This window comes from Paracoccus pantotrophus (assembly GCF_008824185.1).
Lineage (GTDB): Bacteria > Pseudomonadota > Alphaproteobacteria > Rhodobacterales > Rhodobacteraceae > Paracoccus > Paracoccus pantotrophus.
In genome coordinates this window covers 118,722-132,500 of sequence record NZ_CP044423.1, presented here as the reverse complement: position 1 = coordinate 132,500, position 13,779 = coordinate 118,722, and the positions used below count along the sequence as shown (strand labels likewise).

Genomic DNA, 13,779 nt, shown 5'->3' with positions numbered 1-13,779 from the left:
TCGACGCCGACCGGGCGCGGGAGCTGGGCCTGGTGAATCGCGTCGTCCCGCCCGCCGCGCTTGAGGCCGAGGCGATGGCGATGGCCCGCACCATTGCCGCCAAGCTGCCCGCCGCCGTGCGCATGGGCAAGCGTGCCTTCCACGCACAGCGCAACCTGGGCCTCGCCGATGCCTATGAGACCGCAGGCGCGGTGATCTGCGAGAACCTGCTGCTGCCCGATACCGCCGAGGGCATCCAGGCCTTCCTGGAAAAGCGGCCGCCGAACTGGGAATGACGCCCGCGCCTAACCCAGCGTGGCCAGCCAGGGAAAGGTCTCCAGCAGCCAATAGGCGAAGGTGGGGAAGGCGCCGGTCAGCAGCGCCGCCCCGACCGCCACCAAAAGCCCGCCCATCATGCGCTCGATCAGTTTCAGGTGCGGCTTGATGCGGTTCATCACGCCAATGGCGCGGTTGATAAAGATCGCCGACAGCAGGAAGGGAATGCCCAGCCCCAGCGCATAGACGGCCAGCAAGGCCGCGCCGCGCCCGGCCTCGGCCCCGGTGACGGCCAGCGACAGGATCATGCCCAGTTGCGGCCCGATGCAGGGCGTCCAGCCGAATGCGAAGGCCAGCCCCAGGATATAGGCTCCCAGCGAGGAGCCGCCCTTGTCGCCGGCATCCAGCCGCGCCTCGGTGTCCAGGAAGGGGATGCGGATGATGCGCAGGAAGTGCAGGCCCATGATGATGACCGCCACTCCCGCCCCGCGCGCCAGCCAGTCCTGCCATTGCAGGAACATCCGGCCAAAGGCCGAGGCCGCCATGCCCATCAACAGGAAAACCGTCGACAGCCCCAGGACGAAGAACAGCGCCGGAACCACGGCGCTGCGTTCGCCCGATTTCAGCCCGCCGACGCCGACCCCGGTCATATAGGCCAGATAGGGGGGCACCACCGGCAGGACGCAAGGCGACAGGAAAGACAGGATCCCGGCCAGCAGCGCGACCGTCGCGGCGGGCAGGAAGGCGGCATCTGCAAGCTCGATTCCCAACATGTCCGGCACCTTGGCTCATGGAAAGGGCGCGGGAAAGCCCCGCGCCCGTCACTCTTTCGTGGAAGGCTGCGACAGATCAGCCCATGGACCACCAGCCGCGGCGCTTGGGACGCGCCGGCTCCTCGTTCGCCGCGGCCGGGGCGGGAGCGGGCTCGGGGGCGGGCTCGGGGACGGGCGCCGGCACGGCTTCGGGTGCAACGGCCGCTTCGGCCTCTGCCCCGACGGTTTCGGGTTCCGCGGCCTCGGCTTCCTCGGCGTCGGTCGCGGCGGGTTCAACAGCCTCGGCGTCGGCCGCCTCGCCGACGGCAGGCTCGGCAACCGGCTCCCCGGCCTGCGCATCCTGCGGTGCCGGCGCGGCGTCCGCCGATGCGGCCTCCGCGGCAGGCTCGACGGTCTGGAGCGCCGGCTCGGCTTCGACACCCGCCTCCGGCTCCTCCACGGCGGTTTCGGCCGGTTCTTCCGGCTTGCGGCGGCGCGTCCGGGTGCGGCGGCGCGGCTTCTCGGCCGATTCGGCATCCGGTTCGGCCGCATTCTCGGACCCGGCCACGACCTCGGGCACGACCTCCGCCGGCGTCACCTCGCCTTCGGCAGGCCGCTCGGCCGGCTCGGCTTCCGAAACCGCATCCTCGGCGCCGTCCTCGGCGTGGTCGGAGCCCTCCTCGGCATGGGACGCCTCGCCGTCGCCGTTCTTGCCGCCGCGACGGCGGCGGCGGCGACGACGGCGCTTGCTGCCGTTCTCGGCGCCTTCGCTGCCCTCGCCGGTCTCGGCATGGCCGTCCTCGGCGCGGTCTTCCTCCCCGGCGACCTCATCGACCTCTTCCTCGGCGGGTTCCTCGTCATCGATCTGCGCCATCAGCCGGGCATCGACCGAAACCACGGGCGAAACCACCTCGGGCACGTTGCGCGTCGCGGTCTTGAACTTCTCGATGGCGTAATCGGGCGAGATCAGCGCCGGATCGGCCTCGACCCTGACCGAGAGACCATAGCGCGCCTCGATCGTGGCGATATGCTCGCGCTTGGCGTTCATCAGGAAGTTGGCGACCGCGACCGGCGCCTTGACCAGCACCTCGCGCGAACGCTTGCGGGTGCCCTCTTCCTCGATGGCGCGCAGGATGGTCAGCGCCAGGCTGTCGTCCGAACGGATCAGCCCGGTACCGTGGCAATGCGGGCAGGGCTGCGTGGTCGATTCCAGCATGCCCGGCCGCAGGCGCTGGCGCGACATCTCCATCAGGCCGAAGCCCGAGATGCGCCCGACCTGGATGCGCGCCCGGTCGGTCTTGAGCCGCTCCTTGAAGCGTTTCTCGACGGCGGCGTTGTTCTTGCGCTCTTCCATGTCGATGAAGTCGATGACGATCAGGCCCGCAAGGTCGCGCAGCCGCAGCTGGCGCGCGATCTCCTCGGCGGCTTCCAGGTTCGTCTTCAGCGCGGTTTCCTCGATCGAGCCTTCCTTGGTGGCCCGGCCCGAGTTGACGTCGATGGCGACCAGCGCCTCGGTCACGCCGATGACGATATAGCCGCCGGATTTCAGCTGCACGACCGGGTTGAACATGCCGCCCAGGTAGCTTTCCACCTGGTAGCGCGCGAACAGCGGCATCTGGTCGGTGTAATGCTTCACGTTCTTGGCATGGGACGGCATGATCATCTTCATGAAGTCCTTGGCCGTGCGATAGCCGCGCTCGCCCTCGACCAGAACCTCGTCGATCTCCTTGCTGTAGAGATCGCGGATCGTGCGCTTGATCAGGTCGCCTTCCTCGTAGATCGGCGCGGGGGCGATGGACTTGAAGGTCAACTCGCGGATCTGCTCCCACAGCCGCATCAGGTATTCGTAGTCACGGCGGATTTCCGTCCGCGTCCGCTGGCTGCCGGCGGTGCGGATGATCAGCCCGGCGCCCTCGGGCACCTCCAGCTCGCTGGCGATCTCCTTCAGCTTCTTGCGGTCGGCGGCATTGGTGATCTTGCGGGAAATCCCGCCGCCGCGCGCGGTGTTCGGCATCAGCACGCAATAGCGGCCGGCGAGGCTCAGATAGGTGGTCAGCGCGGCGCCCTTGTTGCCGCGCTCCTCCTTGACGACCTGGACCAGCATGATCTGCCGGACCTTGATCACCTCCTGGATCTTGTAGCGGCGGGCGCGGGGTTTCCGAGGCGGCGAGATTTCCTCGGCCACGTCCTCCTCGGCGACGGATTCGATACCGTCGTCCTCGGCGGCGTCATCGCCTGCGGCCTCATCGGCCGCCTCAGGGACGGGGGCGGCGACATCCTCCGCCGTCGCCGGCGGCACGGCCTCGGCCACATCCACCGCAAGGTCCGCGGCTCCCGCGGCCTCGCCTTCCGAGTGGTCCAGAACGGCCATCCCGGCGATCTCGTCCGAAACCGCGACGGCGTCGCCACTGTCGGCTGCAGCGGCCTTGGCCGGCTTGCGGCGACGCGGGCTGCGCTTTTTCTCGCCCTCGTCGGCCTCGGCGGCGGCGGCCTGGCGTTCTTCCTCGATCAGCGCCTTACGGTCGGCGGCGGGAATCTGGTAGTAATCGGGATGGATCTCGGCAAAGGCCAGGAAACCGTGGCGATTGCCGCCGTAATCCACGAAGGCGGCCTGCAGCGAGGGTTCGACCCGCGTCACCTTGGCCAGATAGATGTTGCCAGCAAGCTGCCGCTTGTTGACCGTCTCGAAATCAAATTCCTCGACTTTGGTTCCATCGACCACGACAACCCGAGTCTCCTCGGAATGCGTGGCGTCGATCAGCATTTTCTTTGACATGTTTCCGTCTTTCGGGCCGCCGGACCGGCCCGCACACAGGCGGGGGCAAGGTTCGGCTGCCGCATGAGAGGACAGCGAAAGCCGCACCGCCAGCAGCAATCGCGGCGGCCGGAGAACTCCCCTGCCACCGTTGCCTATCAAGCTGCACTGCGCGATCCATCGCGTCTGTTTACCTTTCTTGGCCCATCCCGCTCGCGCGGTCGGGGCTGCGATCTACGGTCGCCCAGAGGCCCCCTGGGGGCATGGGCAGGATTTTCCGCGCGTGGCACCACCGGCACTTTTCAGGTGTCGCGGCTGGCTGGCGCGCTGCGAAACTGGCGAGGTCGAGCAACCATTGGTTGTGGCGCCCACCCTACAGGGGCAAGATAGCGGGGAAGGGCGCGCCGTTACAATCTGTTTTTGGACAAGGCGCCGGGATTTGCCGATCCGCCCATCCCGCCCGGCCGCCGGCAGGGGCGCGCCGCGGCGGGCAAATCCCCGGGCCGGATCCCGCGCCCCGGCTATTTCTCCGTTCCCCAAATACCCATACCTGGCCGGGCCAGAGGCGTGCCGCTCACAGGTAATCGCTGCGGCTCAGCCCGTATTTCGCCATCTTCTCGTTCAGCGTCCGCCGCGGCAGGCAAAGCTCGTCCATGACCGCGGCGATGCTGCCCTTGTGGCGGCGCATGGTATTGTCGATCAACATCTTTTCGAAGCTCTCGACATATTCCTTGAGCGGCTTGCCCTCGGTCGTCGTCGCCTCCTGCGTATCCTCACCATCGGCCATGAGAAGCGAGGCGATCGAGCCCGAGCCGCGGCGGTTCTGCAACACGGCCCGCTCGGCCACGTTGATCAGCTGGCGCACATTGCCCGGCCAGGGCGCCTGCAACAGCTGCGCCGCCTCCTGCGCCGTCACCTGCGGCGGCTCGCAGCCGTATTCCTCGGCGAATTGCTCGGTCATGCGGGTGAAGAGCGTCAGGATGTCCTCGCCGCGCGACCGCAGCGGCGGCAGGGTGATCTTCAGCGCGGTCAGGCGATAGAACAAGTCGGGGCGCAACGAATCCTCGGCCCGGCGCCCCTCGCCGCGGGCATTGGAAATGGCGATGATCCGCGTCTCGGCCGGGCTGCCCTGCTCGGCGATAAAGGCCAGCAGCCGCGCTTGCAGCGGATCGGACAGCGCCTCGATATCCTCCAGGCACAGCGTGCCGCCGCGGGCCTCCTCGACCGCGGGCAGCCCGCTCTCGACCGGGCCGAACAGCTTGGCCGACAGCACCTCGTCGCTATAGGCCGCGCAAGAGATCGGCACGAATTTCTTCGAGGCGCGCGGCCCCACCGCATGCAGCGCATGCGCCACCAGCGTCTTGCCGGTGCCGGTCTCGCCGTCGATCAGCACATGGCCGTCGGCCTGGCCCAGGTCCAGGATGTCCTCGCGCAGCCGGTCCATGACCGGGCTCGACCCGATCAGCTTGGACATGACCTGCTGGCCTTCGCTGAGGTCGCGGCGCAGCGCGCGGTTGTCCAGCGTCAGCCGCCGGGCCTGGGTCGCCTTCTTGACCAGTTCGGTCAGCCGCTCGGGGTTGAAGGGCTTTTCCATGAAATCCATGGCGCCGATGCGCATGGCCTCGACCGCCATCGGCACGTCGCCATGGCCGGTGATCATGATGACCGGCAGGCCCGAATCGATGCCCATCAACCGCTTGAGAAATGCCATCCCGTCCATGCCCGGCATGCGGATGTCGGAAACCACCACCCCCGGCCAGTCGGCACCGATCACCTTCAGCGCCTCCTCGGCGGTGGCGAAGGTCTCGGCGTCGAAGCCCGACAGCGCCAGCCACTGGCTGATGGATTCGCGCATGTCCGGTTCATCGTCCACGACGGCTATCTTCAAAGTGCGGCTCATGGGCCTTTACCTCTTTTCTTCATTCCGCCGCCAACCGCGTCCCGGCCTTGTGGCCGGGATCGTGCAGCGGCAGCTCAAGCTCGAACACGGCGCCCCTGCCCCCTTCGTCCGAGGCGTTATGCGCCGTCAGACGCCCCCCGAAATCGGCCGCGATCCCGGATGAGATCGCCAGCCCGAGGCCGGTCCCCTCTCCGGGTTTCTTCGTGGTGAAGAAGGGTTCAAACAGATTTTCCAGGTCCGATACACCCGGACCGTTATCGCGCACGGACAAGAATGCGTGAGAGCCGGCGCTGACCGTGATCTCGATCGCCGGGTCGCGCATGCCCCTGATCGCATCGACCGCGTTGCGCAGCAGGTTGATGATGATCTGCTCCAGCCGGATGCGGTCGCAATAGACCATGACCGGATAGCGCGGGATGTTGCGCTGCAGACGGATGGTGCGGCTTCGCAGCTGCGGCTCCATCATCACCAGCGCGCTCGACAGCGCGGCGCGCAGGTCGACCGGCTCGAAGGCCTCGCCGCCCTTTCTGGCATAGGATTTCAGCTGCCGGGTGATGGCGCCCATGCGCTCGACCAGGTCGTCGATGCGCTGGAAGCTCGACAGCGCCTCCTCGGCCCGGCCGCGCTGCAACAGAAGCCGCGCCCCGGCCAGATAGGTCTTCATCGCCGCCAGCGGCTGGTTCAGCTCGTGGCTGACGCCCGCCGACATCTCGCCCAGGGCCGCCAGCTTGCTGGATTGCTGAACGGTCTGCTCGGCCACGCGCAGTTCCTTCTGCATCCGCTCGCGTTCGGCGATCTCGCGGGTCAGGCGCTGGTTCAGCGCCCGCAGATCGGCCGATTCGCGCATCCAGGCCGCCGATTCGACCCGCGCCCGCCGCGACAGCAGATAGAACACCGCCGCCAGCAGGATGGCAAAGCCCATGATGACCATGGCCAGCACCGCATTCACCCGCTCGCGCACCGACTCGTAGGTGGTGAAGGCGATCATCTTCCAGCCGCGGAAGGGGATGCGGGTTTCCGACTGCATCACCGCGCGGCCCTGCACATAGGCATCGGCCGGCGTCGCCGCCCAATCCGCCGTGACCTGGAAGGCCCGCGCGATGGCCGAGGGGGCCGAGCGCACCGCCAGCGCCTCGGGCAGGGTCAGCCCGCGCCAGCGCGGCTCGGTCGACAGGATGATCTGCCCCTCGCTGTCCGTGACCGCGATCGCATCCGAGATCCCGGCCCATGACCGCACCAGCCGCGTCAGGTCGGCGCCCACCACCACCACGCCCAGCGTGCGCCCGTCCGACATGACGGTGCGGGAATAGGTGAACTCATAGGCCCCCTGCGGCGAGGGCGAGACGGTGAACACCGTGTCCCTGGAACGCAGCGCCTCGACAAAGAACGGCTCCTGCACGTAATTGGTGCCGATCAGGTTGCGGTCGGTCGAACCCACCACCCGTCCCGAGGCGTCCAGGAGCTTGATCGAGGCCGCCGCGATCTCCTTCTGGGCCGAGATCAGCCGCGCCGAGGTGCCCGAGAAATCATTGCCCGACAGGGCCGAGATCAGCGCAGGATCGCGCGCCAAGAGCAGGGGCACCACCGAGGTGCGCTGCAATTCCGACAAAAGGTTCCCGGTATAAAGCGCCGAGCGCAGCTCGGTGCGCACCCGCGTCGTTTCGGAAAACCGCGCGGTCAGCCAGGCATTGGTGAACCAGATCGTGCCCGCGGCCACGACCAGCAGCACGGCGATCACGCCGCGCAGGCCCCAACGGCTGGTCAGGCCCGTCCTGCCCTCCGGGAACCCGATGGAATTGTCTTCCTCTCGCATGAGCCTCCGGCACCGCCCTTGTAAGGGTCGATGCAGTCTAGTGCGCGAAAGAGTGCCGCTCAAGTCAGGCCGCGACAAGCTCCTGCATCAGCGAGGCAAAAAGCCTCGCGCCATCGGTGCCGCCATGTGCCGGATCGGCCGCGCGCTCGGGATGGGGCATCATGCCCAGCACCCGGCGGTTCTCGGACAGCACCCCGGCGATGTCCTCGACCGAGCCGTTGATGCCGGGCGCATAGGCAAAGGCGATGCGGTCCTGGTCCTTCAGCGCCGCCAGCCCCTCGGCGTCGATCTGGTAATTGCCGTCGTGATGGGCGACCGGCACCCGGATCTCCTCGCCCGCCCGATAGGCGGCGGTGAAGGGGCTGGCCGCGGTCGCGACTCGCAGCACCGTCTCGCGGCACAGGAACCGCAGGCCGGCATTGCGCATCAGGGCACCGGGCAGCAGGTTCAGCTCGGTCAGCACCTGGAAGCCGTTGCAGATGCCCAGCACATAGCCGCCGCGCGCCGCATGGGCCTTGATCGCGCCGGCAATGGGCGAATGCGCGGCGATGGCGCCGCAGCGCAGGTAGTCGCCAAAGGAAAACCCGCCCGGCACCGCGACCAGATCGATGCCCGCCGGCAGCGCCTCGTCCTTGTGCCAGACCCGCGCGACCTCGGCCCCCGCCTGCTGCAACGCAACGGCCAGGTCGCGGTCGCAATTCGATCCGGGAAAGGTGATGACGGCAGCTTTCATGGCGGGCCTCCGGGATAATGCCTCGCGCCCCCATACTCCAAGCAGCGTCGCATGTTAAGCCGCTTTGCGCGGCACGCAGGACTTCTTGGTTCCCCGAATGCTCAAAAACGCGCGACAAGCGCCGCGCCCCCGCACCCGACGCGCATCACCCGGCGGCTTCACCGTTTCACAAATACCCAAAGGCAACACCGCAAGCGAAAAGGGCCGGGGTTCCCCCCCGGCCCTTCGCAATCCTGCGCGACGGATCAGCCCGCCAGCGCCTTGTTCAGGTATTCGTCGACCTTTTCCAGATAGCCCATGGTGGTCAGCCATTTCTGGTCGGGACCGACCAGCAGCGCCAGGTCCTTGGTCATATAGCCGTCCTCGACCGCCTGCACGGTCACGCGCTCCAGCGTCTCGGCAAAGTTCTTCAGCGCCGCGTTGTCGTCCAGCTTGGCGCGGTGCTTGAGGCCGCCGGTCCAGGCGAAGATCGAAGCGATCGAGTTGGTCGAGGTCTGGTTGCCCTTCTGGTGCTCGCGATAGTGGCGCGTCACCGTGCCATGCGCGGCCTCGGACTCGACGATCTTCCCGTCCGGCGTCATCAGCACCGAGGTCATCAGGCCCAGCGAGCCGAAGCCCTGCGCGACGGTGTCCGACTGCACGTCGCCGTCGTAGTTCTTGCAGGCCCAGACATAGCCGCCCGACCATTTCATCGCCGAGGCGACCATGTCGTCGATCAGGCGATGCTCGTAATGGATGCCCTTCTTCTTGAACTCGGCCTCGAACTCTTCCTCGTAGACCTTCTGGAACAGATCCTTGAAGCGGCCGTCATAGGCTTTCAGGATGGTGTTCTTGGTCGAGAGATAGACCGGATAGCCGCGGTTCAGCCCGTAGTTCATCGAGGCGCGGGCGAAGTCGATGATCGACTGGTCGAGGTTGTACATCGCCATGGCGACGCCGGCGCCGGGGGCCTGATAGACCTCGTGCTCGATGGTCTCGCCATCCTCGCCGACGAACTTGATCGTCAGCTTGCCCTTGCCCGGGAAGCGGAAATCGGTGGCCTTGTACTGGTCGCCGAAGGCGTGGCGGCCGACGACGATGGGCTGGGTCCAGCCGGGGACCAGCCGCGGCACGTTCTTGCAGATGATCGGCTCGCGGAAGATCACGCCGCCCAGGATGTTGCGGATGGTGCCGTTGGGCGATTTCCACATCTTCTTCAGGCCGAATTCCTCGACCCGCGCCTCATCCGGGGTGATGGTGGCGCATTTCACGCCGACGCCGTATTGCTTGATCGCCTCGGCCGCATCCACGGTGATCTGGTCCGAGGTGCGGTCGCGCTCCTCGATGCCCAGGTCGTAATATTTCAGGTCGATGTCCAGATAGGGCAGGATCAGCTTCTGCTTGATGAAGTCCCAGATGATCCGGGTCATCTCGTCGCCGTCGAGTTCGACGACGGGGTTCTCTACCTTGATCTTCGACATGGGTGGTCCCTTCGATTAGGATTCGGCTCGGTGGCGCTATAGCGGCATTCAATGCGAAAGGAAAGGCCGGTATGCCGTGGTATGCCGTTCATGATGCTGCCGACCATGCTGCGCGCGCAGAATGGCGGCACAAGGCGCGCAAGGCGCTGGCAGATATCCGCGCCGAACGCGCCGCGCCCGGTTTCGCGCCGCTGGAACGGCCGTTCCATTTGCGCGTATTCGGCGACTACGCCGCCGAAGCCGTCTGGCTTTGCGACGACGAGGGATGCCTTGCCGAAAGCGCCGCCGCGCTGCCGGTTGCAGCCAGCCTGGCGGCGCGTTGCCTGCTTTGGGCCGATTGCTACGAGACGCATGAGGACGCCTGGTTCGACCATGACCATGTCGCGGACTGGCCCGCCCCGCCCTTCAACCATTACCGGGCGATCAACCTGCGCGGCTTCTTCCTGGCCTGCGCGCTCAAGCGCGCCTTGCCCGATTGCCGGATCGAGTTCCTGGACGAATACCGCAACCTGCCCTGGCGCGACTACACCCCCGACGCAGAAGGCGAGAAGCCACCGCACCTGATCGAGATCACCGCCGAAACCATGCACCACGAAGCGGCAAGCCGGCGCAGGAAACCCTAGCCCTCCGGGCCGGTCGCAAAATAGACCCGCGCACTTTCGCTGAGCCAGGACCACAGCACCGGCGCACCGCGCTCGATGCGCAGGCCGACGCGCTCGACCAGCTGCTCATAGGTCACGCGGTATTCCGCCCAGGTGCCGCCGCCCGAGGCGATGTTCTGCATCACCGGCTGCGCCCGGTCCAGCGACTTGGCAAAGACCGCATCGGGGGTCTCGTTCGCCTCGAACTCGGCCCAGAGCGCGCGCAACCCGGCCCCCTGCGCCGCGGGCAGCAGGCCAAAGATGCGCTCGGCCGCCTCGGCCTCGGCCTGCAATTGCGCCGCGCCGTGATGGGCGCCGCCGCCCTGCGCATGGATCGGCACGTCGCCGGTGTCGATTTCGACCAGGTCATGGATCAGCAGCATGCGGATCACCCGGCCGATATCCACCCCTGCCCCGGCATGGGGCGCCATGACCAGCGCGTAAAGCGCCAGGTGCCAGCTGTGCTCGGCGCTGTTCTCGCGCCGCGAACCGTCGCACAGCAGGCTGGCGCGCAGCACCGATTTCAGCCGGTCGGCCTCGGCCAGGAAGGCCAGGCGCTGCGCCAGTTCGCCGCAGGGCGCGCGGCCCTCCAGCAGGGCCTGCGCCGCCTCCATCGCCTCGGGCCATTCCGTCCAGAGCCGCCGGGCGCGGCCCGAACCCATGTTGTCGCGCACGATGGCGACATGATCGGCCAGGGGCTCGGGCGCGCAAAGCACCTGGAACAGCGGCTGGACATGGTCCATGCGCTTGGCCATGCGGGCATCCGGGCTTTCGCCGGCCTCGAACTCCCGCCACAGCGCCAGCAATGCCTCGCCATCCGGCAGCATGCCGAACAGCCGGCGCGCCGCCGCCGCCTCGGCCGCCTGCACGGCAGCCGCGTCATGGGCCAGGTGGATCGGATGGTCGCCGCAGTCGATCTCGACCAGGTCATGCAGCAGCAGCATGGCGATGGCGCGGTCCGAGGCGCCGAAGACCAGCGCGTAAAGCGCCACATGCCAGCTGTGCTCGGCGCTGTTTTCCGGCCGCGACAGGTCCATCAGCACATTCGCCCGCTCGACGGATTTCAGCCGACAGGCCTCGGTCAGGAAGGCAAAGCGCAGGGTCAGGTCGGTCATGGCAAAAAGCCCCGGGGCCGGCCGCACCGGCCCGGTTTCCTATCGGGTGTTCTCGGTCAGGCGGCGGCGCACATAGGCCTGCACCGTATCGATCATCGGCTTCATGTGGATATCGTCGTCGCGGAAGAAATGGTCCGCGCCCTCGATTTCCTCATGGGTGATGGTGATGCCCTTCTGCTCGCGCAGCTTGGCGACCAGCGCATGGGTGTCCTTGGGCGGCGCCACCCGGTCGGCGGTGCCGTTGATGATCAGCCCCGAGGACGGGCAGGGCGCAAGGAACGAGAAATCATACATGTTCGCCGGCGGCGCGACCGAGATGAAGCCGGTGATCTCGGGGCGGCGCATCAGAAGCTGCATGCCGATCCAGGCGCCGAAGCTGAAGCCCGCGACCCAGCAATGCTTGGAATTGGGGTTCATCGCCTGCAGGTAGTCCAGCGCCGAGGCGGCATCCGACAGCTCGCCGATGCCCTGGTCGAACTCGCCCTGGCTGCGGCCGACGCCGCGGAAATTGAACCGCATGACGGTGAAACCCATGCGGTGGAAGGCATAGTGCAAATTGTAAACGACCCGGTTGTTCATCGTGCCGCCATATTGCGGATGCGGGTGCAGGATGATGGCGATGGGGGCGTCGGGGGCGGCTTGCGCGTGATAACGACCCTCGAGACGACCTTCGGGACCGGGGAAAATCAGTTCGGGCATGGGCTTCCTTTGAAACTCGGGTTCCTTGACCCTGTGACGGCGCGGCTCTAGATCGTCAATCTGGGAAGCGCGCCCGACATAGGCAAGACGCATTCAAGGACGGCGCCGGGGAATTAGCCGTTGGCTTGCGCGTCGTCAATGGTTTGCGGCTGGAGGAGAGGCAAGATGAAACTGTCCACCAAGGGACGTTACGCAATGGTCGCCCTGGTCGATCTGGCCATCGCCAAAGGCGACGAGCTGACCTCGCTGGCCGAGATCTCCAAGCGGCAGGACATCTCGCTGCCCTATCTGGAGCAGCTCTTCGTGCGGCTGCGCCGGGCCGGGCTGGTCGATTCGGTGCGCGGGCCGGGCGGCGGCTACCGGCTGGCCAAGGCGCCCGAGACGATCCGCGTGGCCGATGTGCTGGAGGCGGTGGACGAAACCGTCAGCGCGCTGCATGTCGGCGCCGGCGCCTCGGGCGGGGTCTCGGGCTCGCGCGCGCAGACGCTGTCGAACCGGCTGTGGGAAAGCCTGTCCGCGCATGTCTATGTGTTCCTGCACAATCATACGCTGGCGGATGTGGCGAGGAACCAGCTGCTGCCCTGCCCCGCCCTGCCCAAGATCCTGTCGATCGTGGACGACTAGGCCATGCGGGTGATGGTCGCCGGCCTGGGCAACATGGGGCGCAGCCACGCGCTGGCCTGGCTGAAGCAGCCGGGGGCCGAGATCGTCGGCCTGGTCAACCGCTCGCCCGTGGACCTGCCGCCCGAACTGGCCGCGATCCCGCAAAGCCAGGATTTCCACGAGGCGCTGCACCGCCTGCGCCCCGACGTGGCGGTGATCGCCACCTATTCCGACAGCCATGCCGAATATGCCATCGCCGCCATGCGGGCCGGCGCGCATGTCTTCGTCGAAAAGCCCCTGGCCACCACGGTCGAGGACGCCCGCCGCGTGGTCGAATGCGCCGGCGAGACCGGCCGCAAGCTGGTCGTCGGCTACATCCTGCGCCACCATCCCAGCTGGCAGCGCCTGATCGACGAGGCCCGCGCCCTTGGCGGGCCCTATGTCTTCCGGCTGAACCTGAACCAGCAAAGCTCGGGCCCGACCTGGCAGGTCCACAAGGCGCTGATGCACACCACGCCGCCCATCGTCGATTGCGGCGTGCATTACGTCGATGTCATGTGCCAGATCACCGACGCCCCCCCGGTCGAGGTGCGCGGCATGGGCCTGCGCCTCTCGGACGAGATCGCGGCGGATATGTACAATTACGGCCATTTCCAGGTGCTGTTCCAGGACGGCTCGCTGGGCTGGTACGAGGCCGGCTGGGGGCCGATGATGTCCGACAGCGCCTTTTTCGTGAAGGACGTGGTCAGCCCCCGCGGTGCCGTCAGCATCCGCATGCCCGAGGATGCGCGCTCGGACGACATCGACACCCATACCCGGACCGCCACCCTGCGCCTGCATCGCATCGGCGAGCCGGACCAGGACATCTCGATGCGGGACGAACCCGGCCACCAGCAGCTTTGCGACGCCGAGGCCGCCTTCATGGCGCGCGCCATCGCCGGGGACATGGACCTGGAGCGGCACATGCGCGACGCGGTCTCCTCGCTCGCCGTCTGCCTTGCCGCCGACGAATCGGTGCGCACGGGCCAGCCGGTGCGATTGCGCATCTGACGC

12 protein-coding genes (1 of these 12 cut by a window edge) are annotated in these 13,779 nt (G+C 67.3%); 4 read left to right on the top strand and 8 right to left on the bottom strand.

Annotated features, from left to right (window positions below):
• On the top strand, positions 1 to 275 hold the 3' portion of the coding sequence (locus ESD82_RS00640; protein ID WP_024845804.1) for an enoyl-CoA hydratase. 526 nt of this gene lie to the left of the window's left edge; the window shows 275 of its 801 coding nt (coding positions 527-801); the start codon falls outside the window, past its left edge; it ends in the stop codon at positions 273 to 275.
• Between the two features lie 9 nt (positions 276 to 284).
• Here ESD82_RS00640 and ESD82_RS00635 read toward each other — a convergent pair whose 3' ends face one another.
• From ESD82_RS00635 to ESD82_RS00610, 6 genes are all read right to left on the bottom strand, one after another.
• Complete coding sequence (locus ESD82_RS00635) at positions 285 to 1,028, bottom strand: cytochrome c biogenesis CcdA family protein (protein WP_147428534.1); 744 nt, start codon at positions 1,026 to 1,028, stop codon at positions 285 to 287.
• Between the two features lie 76 nt (positions 1,029 to 1,104).
• On the bottom strand, positions 1,105 to 3,783 hold the full coding sequence (locus ESD82_RS00630; protein WP_147428536.1) for a ribonuclease E/G: 2,679 nt from the start codon (positions 3,781 to 3,783) through the stop codon (positions 1,105 to 1,107).
• 553 nt (positions 3,784 to 4,336) lie between these two features.
• A complete protein-coding gene (locus ESD82_RS00625) occupies positions 4,337 to 5,662 on the bottom strand; it encodes a sigma-54-dependent transcriptional regulator (RefSeq protein WP_147428538.1) in 1,326 nt (441 codons plus the stop codon).
• A 19-nt stretch (positions 5,663 to 5,681) separates the two neighbouring features.
• Positions 5,682 to 7,475 carry a sensor histidine kinase gene (locus tag ESD82_RS00620; RefSeq protein WP_024845800.1) on the bottom strand — a complete coding sequence of 598 codons (1,794 nt, stop codon included), beginning with the start codon at positions 7,473 to 7,475 and terminating at the stop codon, positions 5,682 to 5,684.
• A 64-nt stretch (positions 7,476 to 7,539) separates the two neighbouring features.
• Entirely contained in the window at positions 7,540 to 8,208 is a 669-nt protein-coding gene (purQ, locus tag ESD82_RS00615) for a phosphoribosylformylglycinamidine synthase subunit PurQ (RefSeq protein ID WP_024845799.1), read from the bottom strand.
• A gap of 245 nt (positions 8,209 to 8,453) precedes the next feature.
• Entirely contained in the window at positions 8,454 to 9,668 is a 1,215-nt protein-coding gene (locus tag ESD82_RS00610; RefSeq protein ID WP_024845798.1) for an NADP-dependent isocitrate dehydrogenase, read from the bottom strand.
• Between the two features lie 71 nt (positions 9,669 to 9,739).
• Here ESD82_RS00610 and ESD82_RS00605 point away from each other — a divergent pair, with 71 nt between their 5' ends.
• Complete coding sequence (locus ESD82_RS00605) at positions 9,740 to 10,291, top strand: hypothetical protein (RefSeq protein ID WP_147428539.1); 552 nt, start codon at positions 9,740 to 9,742, stop codon at positions 10,289 to 10,291.
• Here ESD82_RS00605 and ESD82_RS00600 read toward each other — a convergent pair.
• Positions 10,288 to 11,424: an HD domain-containing protein gene (locus tag ESD82_RS00600; protein WP_147428541.1), complete on the bottom strand. Its 1,137-nt coding sequence runs from the start codon at positions 11,422 to 11,424 to the stop codon at positions 10,288 to 10,290. The genes ESD82_RS00605 and ESD82_RS00600 overlap by 4 nt on opposite strands.
• A gap of 39 nt (positions 11,425 to 11,463) precedes the next feature.
• Entirely contained in the window at positions 11,464 to 12,123 is a 660-nt protein-coding gene (locus tag ESD82_RS00595) for an alpha/beta hydrolase (protein ID WP_024845795.1), read from the bottom strand.
• 165 nt (positions 12,124 to 12,288) lie between these two features.
• Here ESD82_RS00595 and iscR point away from each other — a divergent pair, with 165 nt between their 5' ends.
• Together iscR and ESD82_RS00585 are read left to right on the top strand one after the other, a co-directional pair.
• Complete coding sequence (iscR, locus tag ESD82_RS00590) at positions 12,289 to 12,747, top strand: Fe-S cluster assembly transcriptional regulator IscR (RefSeq protein ID WP_024845794.1); 459 nt, start codon at positions 12,289 to 12,291, stop codon at positions 12,745 to 12,747.
• Positions 12,748 to 12,750: 3 nt separating this feature from the next.
• On the top strand, positions 12,751 to 13,776 hold the full coding sequence (locus ESD82_RS00585) for a Gfo/Idh/MocA family protein (RefSeq protein ID WP_147428543.1): 1,026 nt from the start codon (positions 12,751 to 12,753) through the stop codon (positions 13,774 to 13,776).
• Positions 13,777 to 13,779: the final 3 nt, after the last annotated feature.

Coding starts and splice junctions, on each gene's coding strand:
- ESD82_RS00635 (WP_147428534.1), bottom strand. CDS start 1,028: ATGTTGGGAATCGAGCTTGCAGATGCCGCCTTCCTGCCCGCCGCGACG.
- ESD82_RS00630 (WP_147428536.1), bottom strand. CDS start 3,783: ATGTCAAAGAAAATGCTGATCGACGCCACGCATTCCGAGGAGACTCGG.
- ESD82_RS00625 (WP_147428538.1), bottom strand. CDS start 5,662: ATGAGCCGCACTTTGAAGATAGCCGTCGTGGACGATGAACCGGACATG.
- ESD82_RS00620 (WP_024845800.1), bottom strand. CDS start 7,475: ATGCGAGAGGAAGACAATTCCATCGGGTTCCCGGAGGGCAGGACGGGC.
- purQ (WP_024845799.1), bottom strand. CDS start 8,208: ATGAAAGCTGCCGTCATCACCTTTCCCGGATCGAATTGCGACCGCGAC.
- ESD82_RS00610 (WP_024845798.1), bottom strand. CDS start 9,668: ATGTCGAAGATCAAGGTAGAGAACCCCGTCGTCGAACTCGACGGCGAC.
- ESD82_RS00605 (WP_147428539.1), top strand. CDS start 9,740: ATGCCGTGGTATGCCGTTCATGATGCTGCCGACCATGCTGCGCGCGCA.
- ESD82_RS00600 (WP_147428541.1), bottom strand. CDS start 11,424: ATGACCGACCTGACCCTGCGCTTTGCCTTCCTGACCGAGGCCTGTCGG.
- ESD82_RS00595 (WP_024845795.1), bottom strand. CDS start 12,123: ATGCCCGAACTGATTTTCCCCGGTCCCGAAGGTCGTCTCGAGGGTCGT.
- iscR (WP_024845794.1), top strand. CDS start 12,289: ATGAAACTGTCCACCAAGGGACGTTACGCAATGGTCGCCCTGGTCGAT.
- ESD82_RS00585 (WP_147428543.1), top strand. CDS start 12,751: ATGCGGGTGATGGTCGCCGGCCTGGGCAACATGGGGCGCAGCCACGCG.